24 protein-coding genes are annotated in these 25487 nt (G+C 34.2%); 8 read left to right on the forward strand and 16 right to left on the reverse strand.

What is annotated here, in order from left to right; genetic code table 11:
• Positions 1-12: 12 nt before the first annotated feature.
• On the reverse strand, positions 13-1425 hold the full coding sequence (locus tag ACUNWD_RS04155) for a Gfo/Idh/MocA family protein (RefSeq protein WP_445586513.1): 1413 nt from the start codon (positions 1423-1425) through the stop codon (positions 13-15).
• Between the two features lie 225 nt (positions 1426-1650).
• Between ACUNWD_RS04155 and ACUNWD_RS04160 the strand changes: the two genes are divergently transcribed.
• Positions 1651-2742 (forward strand): hypothetical protein, encoded by a 1092-nt coding sequence (locus ACUNWD_RS04160; RefSeq protein ID WP_445586514.1) that lies wholly within the window; start codon positions 1651-1653, stop codon positions 2740-2742.
• A gap of 59 nt (positions 2743-2801) precedes the next feature.
• Here ACUNWD_RS04160 and ACUNWD_RS04165 read toward each other — a convergent pair whose 3' ends face one another.
• The 4 genes from ACUNWD_RS04165 to ACUNWD_RS04180 form a co-directional block, all read right to left on the reverse strand.
• Positions 2802-3518 carry a pirin family protein gene (locus tag ACUNWD_RS04165; RefSeq protein WP_445586515.1) on the reverse strand — a complete coding sequence of 239 codons (717 nt, stop codon included), beginning with the start codon at positions 3516-3518 and terminating at the stop codon, positions 2802-2804.
• 14 nt (positions 3519-3532) lie between these two features.
• A complete protein-coding gene (locus tag ACUNWD_RS04170; RefSeq protein ID WP_445586516.1) occupies positions 3533-4108 on the reverse strand; it encodes a YceI family protein in 576 nt (191 codons plus the stop codon).
• 80 nt (positions 4109-4188) lie between these two features.
• Complete coding sequence (locus ACUNWD_RS04175; RefSeq protein ID WP_445586517.1) at positions 4189-5064, reverse strand: helix-turn-helix domain-containing protein; 876 nt, start codon at positions 5062-5064, stop codon at positions 4189-4191.
• Positions 5065-5071: 7 nt separating this feature from the next.
• Complete coding sequence (locus tag ACUNWD_RS04180) at positions 5072-5488, reverse strand: OsmC family protein (protein ID WP_445586518.1); 417 nt, start codon at positions 5486-5488, stop codon at positions 5072-5074.
• A 162-nt stretch (positions 5489-5650) separates the two neighbouring features.
• Here ACUNWD_RS04180 and ACUNWD_RS04185 point away from each other — a divergent pair, with 162 nt between their 5' ends.
• Entirely contained in the window at positions 5651-6352 is a 702-nt protein-coding gene (locus ACUNWD_RS04185) for a Crp/Fnr family transcriptional regulator (protein WP_445586519.1), read from the forward strand.
• Between the two features lie 32 nt (positions 6353-6384).
• Here the strand turns inward: ACUNWD_RS04185 and ACUNWD_RS04190 are convergent, their stop codons facing one another.
• The 9 genes from ACUNWD_RS04190 to ACUNWD_RS04230 form a co-directional block, all read right to left on the reverse strand.
• Positions 6385-7569: a murein hydrolase activator EnvC family protein gene (locus tag ACUNWD_RS04190; RefSeq protein ID WP_445586520.1), complete on the reverse strand. Its 1185-nt coding sequence runs from the start codon at positions 7567-7569 to the stop codon at positions 6385-6387.
• 10 nt (positions 7570-7579) lie between these two features.
• A complete protein-coding gene (locus ACUNWD_RS04195) occupies positions 7580-8455 on the reverse strand; it encodes a DUF4292 domain-containing protein (RefSeq protein WP_445586521.1) in 876 nt (291 codons plus the stop codon).
• Positions 8452-10218 (reverse strand): tetratricopeptide repeat protein, encoded by a 1767-nt coding sequence (locus tag ACUNWD_RS04200; protein WP_445586522.1) that lies wholly within the window; start codon positions 10216-10218, stop codon positions 8452-8454. Before ACUNWD_RS04200 ends, ACUNWD_RS04195 begins: the two co-directional genes overlap by 4 nt.
• Positions 10219-10226: 8 nt before the next feature.
• On the reverse strand, positions 10227-10661 hold the full coding sequence (gene dut, locus ACUNWD_RS04205) for a dUTP diphosphatase (protein ID WP_445586523.1): 435 nt from the start codon (positions 10659-10661) through the stop codon (positions 10227-10229).
• 76 nt (positions 10662-10737) lie between these two features.
• Positions 10738-11874, reverse strand: a complete 1137-nt coding sequence (gene hemW / locus ACUNWD_RS04210; RefSeq protein ID WP_445586524.1) for a radical SAM family heme chaperone HemW — start codon at positions 11872-11874, stop codon at positions 10738-10740.
• 43 nt (positions 11875-11917) lie between these two features.
• A complete protein-coding gene (locus ACUNWD_RS04215) occupies positions 11918-12361 on the reverse strand; it encodes an RrF2 family transcriptional regulator (RefSeq protein ID WP_445586525.1) in 444 nt (147 codons plus the stop codon).
• A 4-nt stretch (positions 12362-12365) separates the two neighbouring features.
• Complete coding sequence (locus ACUNWD_RS04220; protein WP_445586526.1) at positions 12366-13736, reverse strand: lactate utilization protein B; 1371 nt, start codon at positions 13734-13736, stop codon at positions 12366-12368.
• 12 nt (positions 13737-13748) lie between these two features.
• The gene (gene rpiB, locus ACUNWD_RS04225; protein ID WP_445586527.1) at positions 13749-14180 is read right to left on the reverse strand and encodes a ribose 5-phosphate isomerase B; all 432 of its coding nucleotides are present in this window, start codon (positions 14178-14180) and stop codon (positions 13749-13751) included.
• A gap of 93 nt (positions 14181-14273) precedes the next feature.
• Complete coding sequence (locus ACUNWD_RS04230) at positions 14274-15746, reverse strand: lipopolysaccharide biosynthesis protein (protein ID WP_445586528.1); 1473 nt, start codon at positions 15744-15746, stop codon at positions 14274-14276.
• A gap of 128 nt (positions 15747-15874) precedes the next feature.
• Here ACUNWD_RS04230 and ACUNWD_RS04235 point away from each other — a divergent pair, with 128 nt between their 5' ends.
• Positions 15875-16948, forward strand: coding sequence for a glutaminyl-peptide cyclotransferase (locus tag ACUNWD_RS04235; protein WP_445586529.1), 1074 nt, complete (start codon positions 15875-15877; stop codon positions 16946-16948).
• Here the strand turns inward: ACUNWD_RS04235 and ruvB are convergent.
• Both ruvB and ACUNWD_RS04245 read right to left on the reverse strand, forming a co-directional pair.
• Positions 16935-17957: a Holliday junction branch migration DNA helicase RuvB gene (gene ruvB / locus ACUNWD_RS04240; protein ID WP_445586530.1), complete on the reverse strand. Its 1023-nt coding sequence runs from the start codon at positions 17955-17957 to the stop codon at positions 16935-16937. The two genes, ACUNWD_RS04235 and ruvB, sit on opposite strands and share 14 nt — an antisense overlap.
• A 63-nt stretch (positions 17958-18020) precedes the next feature.
• Entirely contained in the window at positions 18021-18410 is a 390-nt protein-coding gene (locus ACUNWD_RS04245) for a response regulator (protein ID WP_445586531.1), read from the reverse strand.
• Between the two features lie 745 nt (positions 18411-19155).
• On the opposite strand from ACUNWD_RS04245, the gene ACUNWD_RS04250 reads away from it, so the two are divergent.
• The 5 genes from ACUNWD_RS04250 to ACUNWD_RS04270 are packed head-to-tail and all read left to right on the forward strand — an operon-like array spanning position 19156 to position 25479.
• Entirely contained in the window at positions 19156-22191 is a 3036-nt protein-coding gene (locus ACUNWD_RS04250) for a hypothetical protein (RefSeq protein ID WP_445586532.1), read from the forward strand.
• 2 nt (positions 22192-22193) lie between these two features.
• Positions 22194-22622, forward strand: a complete 429-nt coding sequence (locus ACUNWD_RS04255) for an ATP-binding protein (protein ID WP_445586533.1) — start codon at positions 22194-22196, stop codon at positions 22620-22622.
• Positions 22591-23001, forward strand: coding sequence for an rRNA maturation RNase YbeY (ybeY, locus tag ACUNWD_RS04260; protein ID WP_445586534.1), 411 nt, complete (start codon positions 22591-22593; stop codon positions 22999-23001). The genes ACUNWD_RS04255 and ybeY overlap by 32 nt, the downstream gene beginning before the upstream one ends.
• 51 nt (positions 23002-23052) lie before the next feature.
• On the forward strand, positions 23053-24930 hold the full coding sequence (gene mnmG / locus ACUNWD_RS04265) for a tRNA uridine-5-carboxymethylaminomethyl(34) synthesis enzyme MnmG (RefSeq protein WP_445586535.1): 1878 nt from the start codon (positions 23053-23055) through the stop codon (positions 24928-24930).
• 30 nt (positions 24931-24960) lie between these two features.
• Positions 24961-25479: an adenine phosphoribosyltransferase gene (locus tag ACUNWD_RS04270; RefSeq protein WP_445586536.1), complete on the forward strand. Its 519-nt coding sequence runs from the start codon at positions 24961-24963 to the stop codon at positions 25477-25479.
• The last annotated feature ends 8 nt before the right edge of the window (positions 25480-25487 follow it).

Raw genomic sequence — 25487 nt, forward strand, 5'->3', positions numbered from 1 at the left:
TTTTCACTCATTTTATCCTCGATTAGCACTCAATGGGATATCGGTTAATTCAGAAATTTTAACCATTCTCCCCTCTTCAATACTTTTTCTGGCGGCAATACCAATTAAAATCGACATCGCACCATCCCTTGTCCCGGCTGAATGTTTGTATGGATCAGCCATCATCGGATCTTTGAAAATTTTATCCTGAAGCAACGCATCACCTCCTCCATGACCGGCACGTACCTGAGGAACCTTTACCAATTTGTAATCTTCCCAGTTTTTCATCACCATAATTTCATCATAATCCGTTGATTCAGATGCTTGTTGATTCATTTCCTGGGCATGCAACTGTGCCTGACTTACTTTTTCTTTTGAGCGCCAAGGAATATCCAACCAGGAATCAATTCGCCCATCCATTCCATTGAATGCGATCCTCCATCCTTCATATGGTGAATAAGTGGTTAACGAATAACTTACCTGAACATCATTGGCATATTTAATTTGCACAGCCATTTTATCGTAAATATCCACGCGCTTTCTCCAAAGGCAATTATCACGGATGTAACCATCGTACTTCTCATTTTCAACATACAATTTGACCGACCGCGAATCGGTCATGATATCCCAATAAAATTTGCATTTATCAGTATAGGCACAAGAACGGCAATTAGCGCCTCTGTATTTGTTATTGCTTCCATAGTGCTCCAACTCTCCATAGGCAACCACTTCAACCGGATCAGAATCAATCCACCAGTTTAGCAAGTCGAAATGGTGAGTTGCTTTATGGACCAACAAGGTGCCACTTTTGTCGCGTTCACCATGCCAGCGGCGAAAATAGGATGCTCCGTGATAGGTATTCAAATACCAATGAAAATCAACTGAGGTTATTTTTCCAACTTCCTTTTTAGTAAGAATTTCTTTCAATTTCGTAGCCTGAAGCCCGTATCGATAATTAAAGCCAACAATGACTTTTCTACCCGTTTTTCGCTCTGCGTCTAGAATTTCCTGGCATTTATCTTCATCAGTTGTTAACGGTTTTTCGGTAATTACATCGCAACCCATTTCCAACGCCTTAACAATGTAGATATGGTGCGTGCAGTCCATGGTAGTTACTATAACCACATCAGGCTTTGTAGAATTAATCATTTCCTCAAAATCGGTGAAAACAGGACAATTAACACCTATGTAATCCAATGCATATTCCAAACGTCCCGGATTGATATCGCAAAGTCCAACAAACTCGGTTTCGTTCGAGTATCGCTCCACGATATTTTTGCCCCAGAAACTAGTTCCACGAATTCCGGTTCCAACCAATGCCAGTTTCATTTTACCTTTTACAGCTTTACTAACGGATTCAATCGGATTAGAAAGTAGAGCACCTGCTGTTAATGCTCCAGTAGTTCCTATAAACTGTCTTCTGTTAATTTGGGTTTGATTTTTCATAGTTAGGTCTTATTAGAATAAATGAGTGTATCTTGATTGAATATATTCCCTATTTCTTACTTTTGAAAAAGATACAAAATCTGAATGGTAAAGAATACGTAAAAAATAGTTTTTACAACACTGTTTTTCAATCACTTGAGACCTGAACAAAAACATATTACCTCTAGCCTGAAAGCTATCTTAAAAAGTCAGGCTTTTTCCAAATCCACGGTCAATAGGGAATTATTGAAGTATTTGGTAGAATGCTCTCTAAAAGGAGAAAAACCAAAAGAATTTCAGATTGCTGCGGACGTTTTTGGCAGGAAAGCAGATACTGAAAAGGAAATAAATGTAAGAGTCTACATTTTAAACCTTCGAAAAAAGCTAAAAGAATATTATCAATTTGAAGGACAGGATGATGATCTGATATTTCTTTTACCAAAAGGACAATACAACCTGGAGTTTCAATTCTCTCCTATTAAATCAATTAAAAAGAAGCTGTTTCAAATTGCCCCTCAACTGCTAGTTGTTAGCGTTCTAATTCTTGCAACCAGCTTAATTTTAATTCTTTCGCCCAAAAGGAAAATAGACATTCCATTTTGGAACGATTATATAAAGAATGACTTTCCTTTGTACATTGTTTTGGGTGATCATTATTTTCTTCAGAGTGAATTAGCCACCGGAAGAAATGGTAGTGTCCGCGACAACCAGATTAACTCTGACGAAGATTTTGACGCTTTTTTACAGAAAAACCCGGAACTAATTGGCACGGTTTCAAAAAGTGATCTCACCTACATAAACAACCAGGCACCCATTGGTCTATTTCAATTTATGAAGTTATTTGGAGGTGGAATAATAGAAATTCAAATGGATTATTCCTCCAGAATTAAACTGGATGATTTCCGTGGCTACCATACTATTTTCATCGGCTCTTACAAAACTCTGCAATCGCTAAGAAGTACGGTTGAAAAACTAGGTATTGATTATCAGATTCAAAATTCTGTCTTAAATTACAGCACGGCAGATTCTACATTTATTTTTGACAACCGGGCTGAAAATAATCTAAGCTATGAATATGCCACTGTCGCCTATTTTGAGCAACCTGATGGCCGAAAAGTAATCTTTTTCATGTGTGATTCAGATATTGGAAACATCGCGCTTGCTAAACATTTTACAAATATTGAAAGCATGAAAAAATTTCAGAAGCAGTTGAATAAACTACCGGGCAAAAATTTTAAAGCTGTCTTTGAAGTGAAAGGAGAGCAACGCACAGACTTCAAAATAGATTTAGTAAGGTTGGATGCCCTTCCTGAAAATTTATCTGAAATCTGGCCGTAGCTGGAAACAAAAAAACCCATCCTTTCGAATGGGCCTGATTTTCTATTCAGTTCTGTACATTATTTCAACATAGGAACTTCAATCAGTAACAGTTTACTTTGCTTGCTAGTTTCAATTGTCAATGAATTTTCAATTGCTGTTAATCCAACAGCATCTTTACTGAATAACTCATTGTCTCCGGTTTTTACTTCCCCGTCAATAACCATCAAGAAAACTCCATTATCGGGATTTTTCAGTTGATATTCGATCGATTTATTTGAATCAAAATTACCCAAATACAACCAGGCATCTTGCTGAATCCACATGGAATTTTCATTTCCATCTGGCGAAACAATCAATTTCCACTGATTATTCAAATCATCTTCAGAATAAAATGATTGATCATATCGTGGTTGAATATTCTTCTTGTTTGGAAAAATCCAAATTTGAAACAGGCTTACCTGTTTGTCATCTGACGGATTAAATTCGGAGTGCGTAATTCCGGATCCAGCTGACATTACCTGCACTTCTCCCTTTTGAATTACGGAACCATTCCCCATGCTATCCTTATGTTCCAGAGCACCTTCATGAATAATGGTTATAATTTCCATATTATCATGTGGATGCGTACCAAAACCCATTTTAGGTTCTACAATGTCATCGTTTAAAACCCGAAGAACTCCAAAATTAATCCTTGAAGGACAATAATAATTTGCAAAGCTAAATGTATAGCGGGTTTTCAGCCAACCATAATCAGCTGATCCTCTACTGTCTGATCGGTATTGAACAACATTCATTGTTCCCTCCTTTTTTATTTTTTTGCGACCAATACAAAGTTTAAAGTGAAATCGTCGTAAATCACTTTATCACCTAAGTTTTCAAAAAATGATTTTGATCCATAGCGCACATCGTACTTTGATCGATCGATCGTTAAGTCTCCTGCCACTTTTATTTCATCATCTCCTTCTGTAGAAACAGCTGTGAAAGTCACCGGATTTGTCTTTCCTTTAATAGTTAAATCACCAGTAAACGTGTATTCATTACCAGATTTTTTTACGTTTGTTAAAACCAATTTTGAAGTTGGATATGTTTCAACAGAGAAGAAGTCTTCCGACTTTAGGTGCCCAACTAATTTTTCACTGGAATCATCGTCAGATATTGTTTGCATATCAATAGCAACAGTTCCTCCTTTAATAACTCCATTTTGAACTTCCAATGTTCCTTCTTTTAAGTCAATCGCACCATTGTGTTCTCCAGTAACTTTTTTACCATTCCACTTCACGGTGCTTGCTGCTGTATCAACGGTATAATTTCCGGCAAATAGTGCTGGTGCAAGAAATAGTGCTACCAATAAAGAAATCCATTTTTTTGTTTTCATTGTTTTCATAACGCTTTTACTTTAATTGTTAAAATACAGTTACAAAACTACTTCCAAAAACAATGAGGGTAAATGGACAAAAAACGGATTTAATGGTACTTTTTTCTGCTAATTTCACGAAATGCCTTTAAAGTATAGCCTGTATACTTCTTAAAAAACCGACTAAAGTAAGAAGGATCATCAAATCCTAGTTCATAGGCGATCTCCTTTCCTGACAAATCTGTGGCAAATAATTTTTGTTTGGTCTCTTCAATAATACGATTTCGAATCATTTCACCAGCAGTAATACCAGTGGACTTTTTTGCTACTTCATTTAAACAGGAAGGACTCATATTAAGCATCTCCGCATAGGCAGATACGCTCTTTTCTTTAAGATAATGATCTTCAATGAGCGATTTAAATTGAATGACTGAACTTATATCATCATCGATATCTTCTTTTTTAAACAGCTCATATTGCGTCTCAAAAACCCTCAATGATTCAGTTAAAAACAATCGCAAAAGGTGTAAAATCACATCCTGGCTGTAATGATCGGGTTTCTGAATTTCTGAAAACATCAGTTCAATGAGATTATCAAACTTATTGACTAAGTCCCCCTCAACCCGAATCAAGCTTTTATACTCAGGATTACTAAAAAGTTCGTGATCTTTTAATGGAGTATAATTTTGCCTGTTAAAACGAACAAATTCTTCATTGAAAAGAATGGAGTAACCGCCCGCCAAATCATCCAACATTAATCGATGCTTTAAGCCTGGTGGCACAAACAACAGTGTATTCTTTTCAATTACGTATTCAACAAAATCAGTAGCATGAACTGCTTCTCCTTCCCGAATCCAGAAAATAGAATAAAAGTTGTGTAAATGTGGTAATTGATTATCAACCCGATCTTTAGTTTCAAAATCACAAATCTTTGTCATTGTAAAGATCCGTTCCTCCTCTTCTTTAAAAAGATCGAATTTTCTCATGAATTTTTTATTCAATAATACGAATTTCTGTTTTCATGTCCATTGCTTTCCGATAGACTGCGCTTACACCACAATATTTTTCTTCCGAAAGTTTCACGGCTTTTTCAAGTTTATCCATCGGAAGATCTTTCCCTTTAAACTGGTATACCACTTTTAATTGATAGTACTTTTTAGGATGTTCTTCGGTAACATCAGCCTCAACAATTACATTGAAAGACTCCGGTACAACCTTCATCTTTTTTAAGATCATAATAACATCAATTCCGGTGCAACCGGCGAGAGCTGTTAACATGAATTTCTTGGGCCTTGGACCTAAATCATCACCTCCTGATTCTGGTGATGCATCAATGGTTACTTTATGCCCGTCCATTTCGGTTTCGAAGGCCATATTTTGCTGCCAGGATAAATCTACAATGTGTTTCATAACAAGCTTATATTTATGCTTTAGTAAATATGATTTTACTTTTTTTGCACTATTTAAAATATATTGATATATCTAAATAATTAGTTTTACAAAGATAAAAGTTCCTTGTATATTTAATGTTAATTTTCTTTTGATTTAATTAAATGCTAATAAATAAAATTGATGAGAAGTTCGATAAAAAGACCGACAGAAGAAGAATGCGACCTTTCAGGTTTTCAATTATTTAAGAAGCTTACAGAACAAGAATTTGCTCAATTAAATTATGATAAGACATGTTCTCTTTATAAAAAAGGGAGCATCATTTACCGTGAGGGGAGCCGCCTGACCGGATTTTATTGCGTTACCAAAGGTATTCTGAAGATTTTTAAGACTGGAATTGATGGCAAAGAACAGATAATTAAGTTCGCCAAAAAAGGAGATATTGTTGCTTATCGTTCCCTATTAAGTCAGGAATTGGCTTGTACAACTTCTAAAGTAATTGAAGAAGCTATTTTGTGCCATATTCCATACCAAACCCTTCTTTTCCTCATTCAAAATAACTGGCAATTCTCACATCATATGCTTCAAATTGTTTGTAAAGAACTTCGTGAGGCGAATGATTATATTACGGATATTGCTCAAAAAACGGTACGGGAGAGACTTGCAGAGGTATTGTTGCTATTAAAAGACAGCTTTGATTTAGATAATGCAAACACCTTACAAATATCGCTTACACGCGAAGAACTGGCTAATATTGTAGGTACCGCAACTGAGAGTGTAATCAGGTTATTATCGGAATTTAAACAAGATAAATTGATTGAGCTGCAAGGGCGGAAAATCAAATTATTAAATATACAGGCACTGACTCGAGTTGCAAATTTATAAATTGAAATCCCGGCTTTGTCCGGGATTTTTTATTACCGACTAATCCAAAGTTCCGGATTCTGCTTTTGATTTTCTTGCCATACCTGAAATTTCAGGATTGTTTTATCTCCATCATTTTTATCGCTGTATATTGAACCTATTTCCTGCTTCGTTTCCACGGCATCTCCAGGTTTCACAAAAACTTCCTGTAGATTTGAATAAACAGATAAAAAGGTTCCATGCCGAATAATCACCGCCATATTACCACCCGAAATAGCAAATACACGACTTACCTCCCCATTAAAGACAGCTCGCGCTTTCGAGTTTTTTGTGGTGGTAATATCGATTCCATTATTTTTAATCTGGACCTGTTTCAATACCGGATGAGAGTGCACTCCGAACTTTTCAGTAATAACGCCACGATCTACCGGCCAGGGAAGTCGGCCTTTGTTTTTCTCGAAATCAGCAGCAATTAATTTCTGTTCAGGAGTTAATTCAAAACCGCTTTTTTCGCGAGCTTTTCGTGCCTGTTCCTCAACAATGCGTTCAATTTCCTTATTTAGTTTTTCTTGTTCCTTCTCCTGCTGCCGAAGCTTCTTTCTGAGATCTTGCTGACGTTTTTGTAAAGATGATATGTACTGACTTTGCTGATCTTTTTCAGATAGCAATTTCATATTTTCAGACTCTTTATCAGCCAGAAGTTGCTCTTTCTGTTCCTTCTTTTTAGACAACGCAATTACCTTTTTATCCAAAAGGTCGGCCAGGTTCACCATTAATTCGGTCTGGCTTTTTCTGTACTTTGAGTATTGCTGAAGATAAATCATCCTTTTGTAGGCCTGATTGATATTCTCTGATGAAAATAAGAAAATAAGCTTATCGTAAGTGTTCTTATTCTTCTGTGCAAAACGAATCATCCCAGCATATTCGTCTTTTAATTTCAACAAGTCTTCACGAATCATAGCAACCATTTCGGCATTCTCATCAATATAATAATCCAGTGCATCAATTTCCTCATTGATGTCTCCAATTAATCGATTTCGGTTGCTTATTTGCGAATTAATCAGTCTCAGCTTGCCTATGGAGGCTTTCTCATTCTTTTGAGCCTCTTGTAGCAAAGTGGAGGTATACTTGATTACCTGAGATGTATTAATCTTCCTAGCACGTAATTCGTTCAGCGATTGCCCCTTCAGGGACATTCCCCATAAAATAAGCAACGCGAACAAAAAAGTGCTTTTCATATTTTACAGATTACTGGATAAGTGAGTATCTATCTGGAATGTTAAAATTGAAATTCTGATCTTTTTCCATTGAAAATTTACTTAGTTTGACTTTCATTTTCAAATTTTTATCAGGACTATCAAAGTTAATATCAATATTTCCCGGATAAAGCTGGTTCTCAACTTTTTCAAATTCAGAAAAGTCAATCCTTACTTTTCGATCATTTGATTGATCATCTAAAATGATCTTCCGTATTTTAAATGTTTTTGGATCGATATACAAATATTGAATAATTAATTCATCTTCATCCATTTTCTTCAGGTATCGATCAATTTTATCTTCCTTTCCTTTTCGGACAATCTTACCAAGTTTTCTGTTTTTTATTGACTGAAGCACATACATACCCGAATCAACATAGGACACAAATTCCTTATAATCATTGTCTCGCGGATCATCACGATAAGAAAACGGACTATTATTCAGAATGGACTGTATCACGTCGAAATCAATATCTGCATTCACAAAATTACTGAAGTAATCATACTCTTTCAGAAAGTAATTTTTCTCCATGTAATTGATAAACTTGACACTATCGGGCGTTAATAATAATCGCCCAACCGGTACATTTAACTTACTGAATGAAAGCCAAATCCGTTCATCCTTCTCTGATTTTAAGCTCGCACGAAATGATGTTTTTCCCTCGGAAGTTTCATATTGACAGCCAATTCGTTTTATTGACAACCATTTATAATCAAACGCATTATCCTCTACATTTCTAATCAACCTGTTGGTGCTGATTGATTTAACTCGCTCAGTCGTCAATGTACTTGGAGCTTTACAGGAAACTGCCCCAATAAACAGGATCAATAATGATTGGGGAATGTATCTCAATAATCTTGTTTTCAAAGTCCTTCTTTTTCTTCTATAAATCGTGATTCCAAAATTTTCTGATCAAGTACCGTTGATTCACTGCCAAGCGATTGAGCCTGCTTCCATTCTTTCAGTGCTTCTTCCTTTTTCCCAAGCATAAACAAAATGTCACCATGGTGCTCAATTAATACCGGATTGTCCTGCCCACCTTTATTAATCGCTGATTCTATATAAAACAATGCCAACTGATAGTCTTTTCGTTTGAAAAGAACCCAGGCATAGGTATCAAGATAAGTAGGATTATCAGGATTCTGTTGCACGACGCGACCACTCATTCTTTCTGCTTTATCCAAATTTTCTCCCCGAATAGAAAGATAATAGGCATAATTGTTCATGGCCATGTAATTTTCAGGATCAAGTTTTACCACTTCATCAAATGCTTTAAACGCTTCCTGAACTTTACCAATTTTATAATTTGCTTCAGCTTTGTATAATTCATATTGAATTTTCATTTGCTGATTGTCAAGCAGGTATGGTTCACCTTCAGTTAAAATGTCGATCGCTTCCTGATTTTTATCCAGCTGGATACAAGCAACCGCATGTAGGGCATACAATACTGGTTGATTAGGAAATAGTTCAATGGCACTTTTTGTATCCGTATACAAGCTCTCAAAATCTAATAAATCATTACTGATAAAGAGCATTTGCTGCCAGATTATATAATTACTTTGATCAGTTTCCAGGTATTTACGAAGATAATCGCGAGCTTCTTCCAGCTTTTGCTGACTTAATAAATGCTCTGCAAAAATAGTGTATAAGCGATTGTCATCCGGATGAGTCTCATGCAGAATTTCCAACAATTCATTTATCTGATCGTCTGTCCACTCGGCATTTTCTTTATCAGCTGTTTGCATCATGTAGTACTGAATCTTGGCATCAGCATCCAATTCTTCACTTGCAAAGGCTTTTTTGATATGATCAAATGCAACTTTTTTATCACCGTTTTCAATGTAATAGCTGGCCAGAGAAAAATGTACAAAACCATTATTAGGATCAATTTCCAGAATTTTCTTATAATTCTTTAACGCATTTTCCTGATCTCCCTGAGATTGGTATAATTCAGCTAAAAGTCCATAATATTGAGGTTCGTTAGGGTCTGATTCAATTAATTGATGAATCTCTTCAAAAGCCTTTTCAGGTTTTCCCCACGATACATAAACTTGTTGTTTTGCCACTGAAATCTGTTCACTCAAGCCGGTTTTCTTCTCGAGTCGCTCGTAGGCATCAATAGCTTCAGCATACTGCTCTCCCATTGAATACATAACAGCAAGAGAATACAAGTATTCAAGATTATCAGGATCTAAATCACTTAATTGTTTGAAAATAGATGCAGCTTCAACATATTGTTTTCGCTGTTGCAATATTTGTGCATACATCAATTTATACCACTTATTTTCAGAATTAATCTGAATGGCTTTTTCCAGCAACAGTGATGCACTAGTTAAATCTTTGTTTGCATAATGCATACCTGCCAGCTCATACATTGCGGCTGCAGAATTAGGATCGATCTCCAAACATCTTGAAAAAAGAGAAACTGCATTTTGCTGCTTTCCCAATTTCTTTTGCTTGACACCTTCAATAAAAAGGTATTCAAATTCCTTTTCTTGTTCCTCAGACAATTTTGTTTCTGAAATTTCAGGTTCTGCTTTTACTGCTTGTTCAACAACCGGTTTGGATGTTACACAGGCATTCAATACAATACCCAGAAGCAAAAAATATGTCCAGTTTCTAATTTTCATTTTACTATTTAGTTTTTCCCGGTATGTCCAAATCCACCAGCTCCACGTTCTGTTTCTTCCAAAACTTCAACATGTTCCCAACTTACCGTTTCGTGTGATGCAATTACCATTTGACAAATTCGTTCACCATGGCTGATTATAAAATCTTGATTAGAAAGATTCACCAAAATTATACCAATCTCTCCACGGTAGTCAGCATCAATCGTTCCAGGTGTATTTAGTACCGTAATTCCCTTCTTTAAAGCAAGTCCGCTTCGAGGTCTGATTTGTGCTTCATAACCTACAGGTAATTCAATAAATAATCCTGTTGGAACCAACACTCTTTCCAATGGTTTTAATACAATATCTTCTTCCAAGTTTGCCCTTAAATCCATTCCAGCTGATAAAACAGTACTATAAGCGGGAAGTGGGTTACTTGACTGATTGACAATTTTTACCTTCATAACTTGCTTTTTTTCAATCTGCAAAGATAGGGAAATATCCCTGACAGCATCGTGTATTCACTACAATTAACAATATTTAAAGCTCTTCAATATATAGAAGATTTTCCATGATTTTATCTGAAATAAAAAGACCCTCTGTTGACAAATTGAACTGACTTTCGTTTAAAATAATATGACCCGATTGGATAAATACGTTCGCTTCATTTTCAAAATGGACGACCATATCTGCAGAAAAATTTGCTTGCAAATAGTCAAGTGAAATACCCCATTTTGTTCTTAAAGAAGTTATAATATAGTCGTTATATTGATCCTGAAAGCTTAAAACTTCATTTTCCCAATAGGGCTTTTCTTCAGCTATTGCCTTCAAATATTTATTCAAACTGGAAACATTCCACCGTCTGGTTTTCTGATTAAAAGAGTGTGCAGAAGGCCCAAATCCTAGATAGCTTTTTCTTTCCCAGTAGGCTTTATTATGCCTGGAATAAAGTCCATCTTTTGCAAAATTTGAAATTTCATAATGTTCGAAACCATTGTCTTCCAGGCTCTTCTTCAGCAACTTAAATTGGTCAAGACTTAACTCGTCCGGCAATTCTTTAATTTTCCCACTTTTTAGGTATTCGTAAAAGACGGTTCCTTCGTGGTAAGTCAAATGGTAAGCAGAAATATGCTGAACGTTCAAGGATAAAGCAATTGCTATATTTTTTCGCCAATCTTCCAGACTTTGATTGGGCAATCCATAAATCAAATCAATGCTAATATTTTCAAATCCAGCCTCTTGAGCATATTTTACTGAATTAATGGCATCATCACTTTTATGTCTTCTATTCATGCTCCTAAGATCATGATCATGAAAAGATTGGGTTCCAATACTCAAGCGGTTGAATCCAAGTTGTTTCAAATTCTTTAAAAAATCAATACTTAAATCATCCGGATTGGCTTCCAATGTATTTTCTACCAAATCAGAAATTATAAATTGATTTTTAAGATGATTTAAAATTTCAGAAATCTCTTCAATCTTCAAAATGGAAGGAGTTCCCCCACCCCAATATATGCTTTCAATTTGTTCTGGAGTTATTTCGTTTTTGCGTTGCGAAATCTCTTGTTTCAAAGCTGCGATAAAATCAATTTTGGATCCAAAATCCGTTGATTTGTAGAAATCGCAATAATGACATTTCGTTTTACAAAACGGGATATGTATATAAATTCCGGCCATAAATTTCAATTCTTCACCGGACGGCAGACCGGAATAGAGGTATTTACATCTTTATTAAGTCCTCATGTCCACTCATATCGTCAATTATGGTAGCGATGCTCGTTTCCGAATAAAACTGGCCCAAACGCTCTCTAACTTCGCTAAAACGATTATGTACCGGACAAGGTTTTCCTTCACTATGATGTGTTGAACAAGGTTGAAGGCTAATTAGACAATTCTTAAAAAAGTCTTCACCATCAACAATCGAAACAATTTCATAAAGTGAAATGTCTTCAGGCTTCTTGCCTAAACCAAATCCTCCGTTGGGTCCTTTTGTGGATGAAAGAATTTTTTGCTTTACCAGATTTTGAAGAATTTTCCCCAAAAAAGGAGTTGGAATCTCCAGATCATTAGCAATCTTTTTAATACCAATTTTATTCCCTTCATCTGAAAATTTTCCAAGATAAATCAATGCGCGAACGGCATATTTGCAAGTATTTGAAAGCATAATTTTATGGTTTGGTTTTCCATTGTTGACTAAATGATTGATCGGCTAAATGAGGTATTTCCTTTTTATCACCCAACGCTTCTTTTCCAAACATAGCAAGCTTGTTTTTTGTTTTACCTCCTAATTTGTCCAATCGTTTTCGTTTCATAAAAGCATATTCAAATGCCTTCATTCCAGTATTCCATGTCCATCCGGAATAGCCTCGTTCCACAGCTTCCCTTCTGTTATAAAGAAGCATATTGTGTAATGGAATACGAACCGGGCAAACTTCCGTACAATTTCCGCATACTGAGCAAGCCGAGCTTAAATGGTTGTATTCTTTAAATCCTTTAAAAAATGGTGTAATTACTGAGCCAATCGGCCCACCATAAGTAGAATCAAAAGTATAACCACCTATATTTTTATATATTGGACAAGCATTTAAACATGCTCCACAACGAATACATTTCAATGCTTCATAACAATCATCTGATTGGTATAATTCTGATCGCTTGTTATCCAGCAAAATGACATACATTTTTTCCGGTCCATCAACTTCCTTATCTTGTTTTGGTCCGGTAACCACTGAATTATATACAGTTACCTGCTGCCCTGTTCCATGCGCCGCCAATAAAGGCCACATCAAACCAAGATCTTTCAAAGAGGGAACAATTTTTTCAATTCCTGCAATTACAATATGAACTCTGGGAAATGAAAAGGTCATCATTCCATTTCCTTCATTTTCTGTTAAAGCAATTCCTCCTACATCCGCAACAAGAAAATTAGCTCCGGTAACACCAACATCAGAATTAACAAACTTATTTCTTAAAATTCCCCTTACGTAATCTGTTAAAAATTCAGGACTGCTTTTTTCGGGAGTATTAAATTTCTCATGGAAAAGTTCCGCAATATCATGCCTGGATTTATGCATGGCAGGAGTAACAATATGATAGGGCTTTTCTCCTGCTATTTGCACAATGTATTCACCTAAATCTGTTTCCAAAGACTCCACCCCTACATGTTCCACATGTTCATTTAAATCAATTTCTTCAGTTGTCATTGATTTACTTTTCACCAAGGTCTTTGCTTTATTTTCATAGAGAATTCTGTGAACGGATTCGATTGCCTGATTACCATCTTCTGCCCAAATTACCTCAGCTCCATTAGAAGTAATTTTACTTTCAAATTCAATTAGGTAATCATGTAAACCATTAATTGCCTTTGCTTTTATATATGAACCCCTGTCTCTGGCTATATCTAACCTGGAATAACGATTTCTTCCTCGCTCAACAGCAGCATCATATTTCCCAATATTAAATTTGATAGTTGCCCGATGCTTTTTATCAAAGGCTATTTTTTCAGATTTTTTAAGGAATGTTTTCTTTTCTCCAGACATAATACTTCTGTTTTACTTAAGCGGCATTTTTTGTATTCTTCGTAAGTGGCGTCCACCCTCAAAATCAGTTGAAAGAAATGTTTTTACAATCATAATAGCCTCTTCATCCGTTATAAATCGTGCAGGTAAGGCGCAAACATTCGCATCATTATGCAAGCGAGCCAATGCCGCAATTTCTGGTTTCCAACAAATAGCGGAACGAATATCCTGATGTTTATTTGCAGTCATATTTATTCCATTGCCGCTTCCACACAAAGAAATACCAAATTCAAATTCACCATTTTCCACTGCTTTAGCCATTGGATGTGCCCAATCCGGATAGTCTGAACTCTCCGCAGAATAAGCTCCGAAATCTTTATATTCGAATCCTTGTTCTTCCAAATACTTCAAAATAACTTGCTTTCTTTCAAACCCAGCATGATCAGACGCTAATGCAATTTTCATCTTAATAATTTTGATTAGAGAAATCGTTGAATAATTTTTTAAGCCTTTCTAATTCAAACAAAAATAATACTTAAAAGTATTTAATTGATACGATTATCGAAGAAACCTTAAAAATTCCCTCTTTTCCAGGACGAAAATAGTTATCAAAAAGACTGCCAATAGTAATGCGTGGACAAAATACATGAGAAGTGAAGTTTCTAGATTTATTATCACAGCTATGAAATATAAAATAAGTGACAGCAGGAAATACAACAAAATTCGTTTAACAGGGTATTCCACCGGATAATACTTCTGACCGAAAAAATAACTCAGAAGAGTCATCACGAAGAAACAAATTAACACAGCAATAGCAGAAGCCATATAGCCAAACTGTGGAATGAATGCAATATTAACAACCAAACTAATAGCAGCACCAGCTAATGCAAAATAAGCTCCAAATCTGGTTTTATCAGTTAATTTATACCACAAGGAAAGAGTGTAATAGATCCCCAAAAACAGATTTGCCATTAATACAATGGGTACAATCTTTAATCCGGAATAATATTTTTCTTCCAGTATATTGAGCGTTTTAAATAAATCGACAAATAAAGAAATTGCCAGAAAAATAATTAATCCAAAAATCACAAAGTACTTTAGTACCAATGCATATCCATTCTTGTTATTTTTTTCTTTTGCCTGTGAAAAAAAGAAAGGCTCAAAAGCATAACGAAAAGCCTGGATAAACATGTTCATCAATACAGCCAATTTATAATTGGCGCTGTAAATTCCTACTTGAGACATTGGATCCTGATCTTCATTCAATAACTTCGGAATCAATATCTTATCAATATTTTGATTAATCATTCCAGCTATGCCGACCAACAAAATAGGAAACGAATAATACAGTATCTCCTTCAGCAAACGCTTATCAAATTGAATCTTAACCCACATATCCGGAATCATTATCAATAGCGTTAATGAAGATGCAATCAAATTCGAAATAAATACATATCCAACACCAATTTCAGGTGAATAGACATGCTGAATAAAACTATCCGGATTGGCCTTCAAAATGGCTGGGCAGATACTTAAAAAGAAAATATTAAAAATGATATTGGTGAAAATATTTATCAGCTTAAATACTGCAAATTTGATAGGTCTTGACTCAATTCGTAGCTTGGCAAACGGAATTGAAGTAATCGCATCGATTGCTACAATGATTCCTATCCACCTGATATACTGCGGATAGTTTTCATAGTCCATCCAACTGGCAAAAGTGGTGTCAAACGTTAAAACTAACAAAATGAAACTTGCTGAAGTAAACACCAATGAAATAAGTGTACTGGAATAAACTTTGTCCTTATCAGATTTTTGTGAGGCAAATCTAAAATAACCGGTCTCCATTCCGTAAGTCAAAACAACCAATAAAAATGCCATATAAGCATATAAATTGGCAACTACACCATATTCCTCCGTAAGAAATATATGTGAGTAATAAGGTACAAGCCACCAATTTAAAAAGCGACCAACTATACTACTAACCCCGTATATAGCAGTTTCTCCAGCTAATTTCTTAAAAGAATTCAATCTTCAAAATTTTTCCAAATATAGGTATTCACCTTCTTTTTTTATCATATAAAACAGCTAATTGAATGACTTATTGCAAAGGTGTTTCTAAGTTTTGTTTATTTTTATGCCTCTTAAAAACATCAAAAATGAAACTTAAAATATTTACCATACTGATCGTATCTTCTGTTTTAGTTGGATTTTTATCATGCTCCAACAAACCTAAACGATCCAGAAAACCAGTGGCTCAAATTGTCATTCAACCTCGAAAAACTAATTTCATTTTTGGAGATTCTATCAATATTTCTGTAAGCGTTAAATTGAAAGATGGAGAATTAGCATATGCAAAATTATACCTTGATAATCAACTGCTAAAGGAAAGTAGTGATCTTGATTTTAATGCTTCAATTCCAAAACTAAATGAATTGGGAAGCCATCAGCTAAAAGTATTATCCACTAAATCTGATAGCGTACAAGGCATCAATTATATGTCATTTAATGTATTGTCGGATATTGTTCCGGATGAATACGGTTATGAAGTTGTGAAAACCTTTCCGCATAGTACCGAACATTATACCCAAGGGCTAGAAATATATAATGGAAAATTTTACGAAAGTACTGGTGAAAATGAGCGATCAGGAATTTATGAGTTCGATTTAAACACTGGAAATGTTAAGCGTGAAATAAAATTGGAAGATCAATATTTTGGGGAAGGTATTACCATTTTAAACGACAAAATATACCAAATTACTTACCGCGCTCAAAAAGGTTTTATTTATGATTTAGAAACCTTTTCCAGAATCGATAGCTTTACCTTTGAAACCGAACAAGGGTGGGGATTAACTCATAATAATCAATACATTATAAAAACAGATGGTACCGAATTCATCCATTTTTTAGATACTGCCACTTTAAATGTCGTGAAAAAAATACAAGTATTCGACAACAGAGGTCCTGTAAAGTTTTTAAACGAATTGGAATTTCATGATGGTGTAATTTATGCCAATATTTATACTACTGATTATGCAGTTAAAATTGATCCTAATACCGGTAAAGTATTGGGCAGAATAAATTTTAGAGGATTGCTTCCAGTTCTTATTGATCAGGAAAAAAGAATTGATGTTTTAAATGGAATAGCAATTAACCCGAATAATGATAAAATGTACATCACCGGAAAACTTTGGCCAAAACTATTTGAAGTAAAACTGATTAAAATAAACTAGGACTATCACCATATTTTACTCTACCTAAATGCTTATAGGCTAGTTCAGTAACTTCTCTTCCTCGAGGAGTACGTTTAATAAATCCCTCCTTTATTAAAAACGGCTCATATACTTCTTCAATAGTACCTGAATCTTCTCCAACTGCCGTGCCAATTGTTGTAATTCCAACAGGTCCTCCTTTAAATTTATCGATAATGGTGGTAAGAATTTTATTGTCCATTTCATCCAAACCATGCTTATCTATATGCAATGCTTCCAAAGAAAAACGTGTAATTTCAATATCAATTTTTCCATTTCCTTTAACCTGTGCAAAGTCACGAACTCTTCTAAGCAATGCATTTACTATTCGTGGTGTTCCCCTGCTTCTCGAAGCAATTTCCACAGCTGATTCATGATTAATTTCCACATCTAGTATTTGAGCTGAACGTTTTACAATTCCAGTTAAAATATCAAGATCGTAATATTCAAAATGTGCTTTAATACCAAATCTGGCCCTGAGAGGACTCGTTAATAAACCTGATCGGGTAGTAGCACCTACCAATGTAAATGGATTTAATTCCAATTGAATTGAACGTGCACTGGGGCCTTTATCGATCATTATGTCGATTTTGTAGTCCTCCATAGCCGAATACAGATATTCTTCAACTATCGGGCTTAAACGATGTATTTCGTCTATGAAAAGTACATCCCTTTCTTCAAGGTTTGTTAATAAGCCTGCCAAATCACCAGGTTTATCCAATACGGGACCGGAAGTTAACTTTAAACCAACACCCAATTCATTCGAAAGTATACTTGATAGAGTGGTTTTCCCAAGTCCAGGAGGTCCGTGAAGCAAAACATGATCCAAAGCTTCACCTCTCATTTTTGCAGCTTGTACAAAAACTTTCAGATTTTCAACAATTTGCTTTTGCCCCTTAAAGTCAGAAAAAGACAAAGGTCTCAACTGCTTATCAAGATCGGTTTCTTTATCCGAAAAAGAATGATCATGGAGATCTATAGGATCAGACATACACTACATTATTTCAACTTGAGCAAATATAGCTATTTCTGCTACAGGAAAGGAATTGAAGTTTTAAACAGTGATTTTTAATTCATCGAAAATTTTCAGCAGCTTTTCCATGTCAAATGGCTTAGCCATGAATTCATTCATACCAAAGGAAATACATTTTTCACGATCGTTATCCATTGTATTTGCGGTAATTGCAATAATAGGTGTTCTATCGTCGATATTTGATGTTTCTTCGAATTCTCTAATCTTTAAAGTAGCCTCTAAACCATCCATCACAGGCATCATGATGTCCATTAAAACGACATCAAATTTCTTTTCCTTAAACTTATTTAATCCCTCCAACCCATTATTCGCAATTGTAACTTCATGTTGATATTTCTTCAAGCTAAAAGTTACAATTCTCTGATTCAATAAGTTATCTTCAACAAGCAATATAGAAAGCTTTTCACGCATTCAATCCCAATCTTTAAGCATTATTATCTTTATTCCTTAAGAGTTAAAAAGGATACCCCAAGATATCACTTTTTATTCAAATCATTTAAATCACATATTTATTAATTAAAGAAATTGAAATTAAAGATATATATAAATATAGCCTGTTAATTACTGTGAAAAAAAGAAAGGGATTTACTTGAAATATTGCATTCTTCCTTTTTATCGCCAATTATTCACGATTCATTAACATATTCAATTTCTATAAATCAATCAAATACGAATTTAATTAACAACTGTTAATATCGATTGTTTTTGAATTCTTTTTTCTTTTAACGATGTTAATTAATGTTAGTATTTAGAAGATTATTTTTGAAGCTTTGTTCTTGTATTATTGAATTGAAAAATCTAATGAATATTTGGAAGCAGATTTAAAAATTTAATTTTAAGGTTTTGTTTATTTCTTTTCAACAACTATTAAAAGGAAATTAACATTGTTTGTTTTTTTAAGTGATTGAAATATTGAACGTTGATTTTAATGAATTCCAGCTATAAACACCTTGTTAGCAAAATAGATTCTTTCAGAAGAAAGTATCACTATGTTGAAATACTTGAAGGATTTTTGCTTTTAATGGTTTGTGTTTTATGCGTCATATTAACAACTACCGTTGCTGAGTCTTTCAATTATTTTTCTGTATCAACAAGAACTATAGTATTTTATAGTGCAATTATTTCGTCTTTCATTCTCTTAGGAAGATATATTTTGATGCCATTGTTAAAATGGATTAGAATACTCGGTTCTAAAAGTAATAAGCAGTTTGCCAATATTATATCAGATCATATTTCGGCTATAAAGGATCGACTTTTTAATGTAATAGAATTAGCTGAATCGTCTACAGTTGAAAAGAATGATTTGATTTTAGCAAGTATCGAGCAAAAGTCGCAAGAACTTGAAAAATATGATTTTTTAGATGCGATAGATTATAAGCGATTAAAAAGAAGGAGTTTTTTCTTACTGTTCGTAGTAATCGTTTTTACAATATATGCTGCACTTTTCTCAAATGATTTTAACGAAGCTTCAAAGAGATTGGTTCATTTTAATACTTTCTATGAGAGACCCGCACCATTTACATTTCAATTACTAAATGAAAGTCTAACTGTTAAACGTGGAGAAAGTATTAAGTTGCAGGTATCTTGCGAGGGTAGGAGGGTTCCAGAATTATTGTATGTAAACATTTCTGGAACCAATTATTTGATGAATGCAAATTCTGGTGTGTTTGAATATGAGTTGGATCATATTAATAATTCGTTTCCTATTTATTTTACAGATACAAATTTTAGATCGAAGAAATATAGGATTGATGTTCTTCCAAGTCCGATGATTCTGGAGTTTTCTGTTGAAGTAGATGCTCCGGAATATACTGGATTAGGGGCAGAAGAAATTTCAAATGTTGGTGATTTAGAAATTGCATCAGGTTCCACTGTCAATTGGAAATTTAAAACGGTGGATACTGATACTATAAAATTTGTAATCGATAATCAATCTATAAATTTAGTTGATAATCAATACTATAGAAAAATATTTAAAAATCAGCAGTATTTTATTTCATTAGAAAATCAATATTTTCAATACGATAGCTTACTTCAATTTAATATAGCAGTAATTCCAGATGAGTTTCCAAATATTGAGTTAGTCCAGTTGCGAGATTCACTTAATTACAGCAGATTTTATTTTAAAGGATCAATTCAGGATGATTATGGATTCAATCAATTGAGCTTTAATTTAATCATTAATGAAAAAGATTCTTTAATAGATATACCAATTATTAAAAATCTGAATGAGCAGGATTTTTACTATATGTTTGATTTTGCAGATTTTTCAGGAGTAATAAAGCAGATTTATTATTATTTTCAAGTAGCTGACAATGACATTTATAATGGATATAAGAAGACGAGTAGCGATGCTTTTGAATTTGTTTTTCCAAATGATGAAGAACTGTTGGAATTTGAAAATAAACAGTTTGCGGAGATTGATGAGTTAATGGAAAAAAGTCATCAGTTGAGTCAGGATATAAAGCAATCAATTGATGAACTTCGTTTTAAAAGTTTGGGAGATAATGCTTCAAACTGGGAAAAGCAACAAATGGCTAGTGAGATTATAAATAAAAAGAATCAGTTAGAATCTGTTTTAAATCAAATTCAGGAAAAAAATAAAGAGCTTAATCAAATGATGAATTCTTTTTCAGAAGAGAAAAAGGAAGTTTTGCAGAAACAGAAGGAAATCGAACAATTATTAAATGATGTTTTGAGTGATGAGTTAAAAGAGTTATTTGAGGAATTTTATAAACTAGCTCAGGATTTTAATAGTGACGAATTCAACCAACTGGATGATAAGTACGACATGGCTCTGGAGGATTTATCGGAACAATTGGAGCGCAATTTACAAGTTCTAAAACGTATGAAAGTTGAGCAGAAAATGGAGAGAATCGTTGATAAGCTTTCAGAGATAGCAGAGGAGGAAAAGAAAATTCAAAGTCAATTTGAGGAATCCAGAGATTTTAATTCAGTCACAGATAAAGAAATGGAAAATGAAGAGAAGCTTGGAAACTTAAAAAAAGAAATGGATAAAGTGGAGGAGTTAAATAACGAATTAAATAAACCCATGAATATCCCATCTTTTGAAAAGGAATTTAACGATATTTCAGATACCTATAAAGAAGTAAAAGAGAATTTAGAAAATAAGAGAAAGCGGAAAGCTTCTGAAGGAATTGGTAAGAATAGCAATCAGATTAGCAATTTGGCTGTTGCTATGCAACAGGTTTTGGAGCAAAATAAGAATAAACAGCAATTAGAGAACTTGGCTAATTTACGGCAGTTACTGGATAACTTGGTGTTTCTGTCGTTGGAGCAGGAGAGGATCTTTGATATTTTAAGAGCTACTGGTGTAAATAATCCGGTAGTAAATGATGTTCATAGGATGCAGGATGAGTTGTATAATCAAAGTGAGATGGTTAAAGATTCATTATATGCATTAGCTAAGCGCACACCTTCTATTGATAATGTTGTTAATAAGGAAATTCTAGACATGCAATATTTAATGAAAAACAGTATTGAAGAATTGGATGAAGATAGAATTAGTTATGCTGTTAAGAATCAACAAGGTAGTATTACAGCTATTAATAACTTGGCAGTATTTTTAAGTGAGGCACTTGAAAATATAGAAAAGCAAATGGCTAACTCAATGCCAGGTGATCAACAGTGTGATAAACCTGGTCAAGATGGTAAAAGTGGAATGAGTATGCTTAAGCAATCTCAGGAATCATTGAAGGAGCAAATGCAGCAGATGATTGAGCAAATGAAAAGCGGAAATTCTTCAAAATTGAATAAAAAGTTGGGGCAAACGCTGGCTCAACAAGAGATTATGCAACAACTTGTTCGTGATTTATTGAATAGCAATGAAGTAGGAAGTTCTTCAAAAGAACAGTTGAAGCAGATAGATCAGTTAATTGAACAAAACAAGCTGGATTTGATGAATAAAAACCTGACTCAGCAAACAATTAACAGACAAAATTTAATTTTGGATCGATTATTAAAAGCTGAACGGGCTGAAATAGAAAGGGAAGTAGATGACCAACGGAAATCTACTACAGCAGAAGAACAATTTTTCAGTAACCCAGCAGAGTTTTTTGAGTATAAAAGGAAGGAAAGCGAATTTAAAGAGCAGATTGATAGAAGTAATTATAAACTGAAAAAGTTTTACTTGCAGAAGTATAAGAATTACATCAACCAATTAAACAAATAAGATTGAAGCAAGAGATTTGTATACCATCCCAATTGCGATATTTGCGAGAAGTCGAGAATTTTATACATGAGATTATTGAGCAGTATCAATTACCTGAATCATTGCGCGGACATTTTATGCTAACTGTTTCAGAATCAGTTAATAATGCCATCACTCATGGAAATAATTCAGATAGCAGAAAAAATGTTTCTATTACTGTTTATGACTCTAATAATGAGTTGTTTATAGTTATTGAAGATGAAGGTGAAGGCTTTGATTTTAAAAATGTACCAGATCCTACAAAAAGGAGATATATAAAAAATGAACGTGGCAGAGGATTGTTTCTTATAAGAAATTTGTCAGATGAAGTTAAATTTTTAAATAATGGATCTAAGATTCAAATAAAATTCAAATTAGATAGTGAGCATAAATTATTACTTCGAAGAGATTGAGGATTTAAATCTTTCAGAAAAATTAACTACCTGGATTAATAGAACTATTTTAAGTGAAGAGAAGAAAGCTGGCGAAATCAGCTTTATTTTTTGTTCGGACGATTACTTACTACAGATCAATAAAGAGCATTTGCAGCATGATTATTATACTGATGTAATAACTTTTGATTATGTAGAAGGTGATGTTGTTTCCGGAGATATTTTTATTAGTGTAGATAGAATACGAGAAAATGCTTCAGATTTCAATGTATCGTTTGATACAGAATTGAACAGAATCATGATACATGGTGTTTTACATTTGCTTGGTTTTAAAGACAAATCTAAGGATGAGAAGTTAGAAATGACGGCTAAAGAAGATGAATATTTAGCTTTATTGTAACGTTTTAGATTCTAAGCTTTTCTATTAATTTTGCGGTTTAAATATTTTAGGATGTTACCATTATATGATGTTATAGTTGTTGGGGGAGGACATGCAGGTTGTGAGGCGGCAGCAGCTGCAGCAAATTTAGGTTCAAAGACATTGCTTATTACCATGGATATGGGAAAATATGCGCAGATGTCATGTAACCCTGCTATTGGTGGAATTGCCAAAGGACAGATCGTTCGGGAAATTGATGCTTTAGGCGGATACACTGGTGTAATCACAGATAAATCTTCTATTCAATTTAGAATGCTTAACCGGTCAAAAGGGCCCGCAATGTGGAGTCCAAGATCTCAAAGTGATCGGTTTAGGTTTTCAGAATTTTGGCGTTTACAATTAGAGTCAACAAATAATTTAGACTTGTGGCAGGATGCTGTGGTTCATTTATTAATTGAAGACGGAAAGGTTGTAGGCGTTAAAACAAAAATAGGAGTAGAGTTCAAATCAAAAACAGTAGTTCTCACAAACGGTACTTTTCTGAATGGTTTGATGCATATTGGACGTTCTCAGTTAGAAGGTGGGCGAATAGGAGAGTCTGCTTCTTATTTCATAAGTGACCAACTTGCGGAAGCAGGATTTGTAACTGGCAGATTGAAAACTGGAACACCGGTGAGAATCGATGGACGCACTATCGATTTTTCAAAACTGGCAGAACAAAAAGGGGAGGAAGGGCATTATAAATTTTCTTATTTACCGGATGTTAAAAGTGATTTGAAACAACGTAGTTGCTGGATTACATATACCAATGAAGATGTTCATGGTTCATTGGAAAAAGGCTTTGATGATTCGCCAATGTATAATGGTACGATTAAGGGTGCAGGCCCAAGATATTGTCCTAGTATCGAATCTAAATTAGTGACTTTTTCTGAGAAGAAATCACATCAATTGTTTTTGGAACCAGAAGGTGAAAATACAGTTGAATATTATTTGAATGGCTTTTCATCCTCTCTTTCCTGGGATATTCAATTAGAGGCAATGAGGAAAATTGAAGGGTTGGAAAATGCTAAAATTTTCAGGCCTGGGTATGCTATTGAATATGATTATTTCGATCCTACACAGTTGTATCATACGTTGGAGACAAAGTTGATTAGAAATCTATATTTTGGTGGACAAATTAATGGTACTACCGGTTATGAGGAAGCGGCGGCTCAAGGTTTAATGGCAGGTATAAATGCGCATCAAAAGGCAAATGATTTGGCCGATTTTGTACTAAGTAGAAATGAAGCTTACATTGGTGTTTTGATAGACGACTTAGTAACAAAAGGAGTTGATGAACCTTATCGGATGTTTACATCAAGAGCAGAATATCGCATTCTTTTAAGACAAGATGATGCTGATTTTAGATTAACCCCGAAAGGTTATGAATTAGGTTTGGCATCAAAAGAACGCTTGGATTTACTTAATGAGAAAATTAAATTGAGAGATGAAGTAATTGATTTTGTTTCATCATTTTCCTTAAAACCTCAATACATTAATTCGTTATTGGAAGAGAAGGGGACAAGTTTATTAAAGCAAGGTGTTAAGTTGAAAGATGTAATTCTACGTCCTCAGATTTCAATTTTTGATGTGATAGAACCGGTTACACCGTTCAATAAATTTCTTTCGATTTTGCCAGAAAATAGGTATTATGAAATTTTAGAATCAGCTGAAATATTAATCAAATATTCAGGTTATATTGACCGTGAAAAGCAAATAGCGGATAAGTATAAACGTTTGGAAAATATCAATATTGAGAATCGATTTGATTACGAAAGTATTCATACTATATCAACTGAAGCTAGGCAAAAATTAACTAAAATTAAACCAACAACTATTGGGCAAGCTAGTAGAATATCCGGTGTTAGCCCATCGGATATTAATGTACTTTTAGTCATGCTGGGTAGGTAATGTTCCACGTGGAACACAAATAGATTTCAAATGAATTTAAAAGAAACGATTCGCGAAATTCCTGATTTTCCAGAAGCTGGAATCAGCTTCAAGGATATTACTACAATGCTTAAAAACCCAGTAGCATTTCGCTATGTGGTAGATGAAATTAGTGATTATTTTAAAGGAAAGAATATTACAAAAGTGGTGTCATTGGAGTCGCGTGGGTTTATAGTTGGTGGGGCTGTAGCTTATCATTTAGGTGCAGGTTTTGTCCCAGTTCGTAAGAAAGGGAAGCTTCCTTCAGAGACAATTTTTGAATCTTATGATTTAGAATATGGTACAGATATAATCGAAATGCACAAGGATTCATTGCAAAGTGATGATATAATTTTGATACATGATGACCTTTTAGCAACCGGGGGAACTGCATTGGCTGCTCTGAATTTAGTGAAGCAATTGAATGTAAAAAAGGTCTATTTTTCATTTATCTGTGATTTGAAATTTATAGAGAATGGGAAAAAAGACATCCTTTCTCAGTACGAAACTCATACCGTCGTAGAATACTAATTTTAGTT

It is taken from the genome of Sunxiuqinia sp. A32 (genome assembly GCF_052690465.1).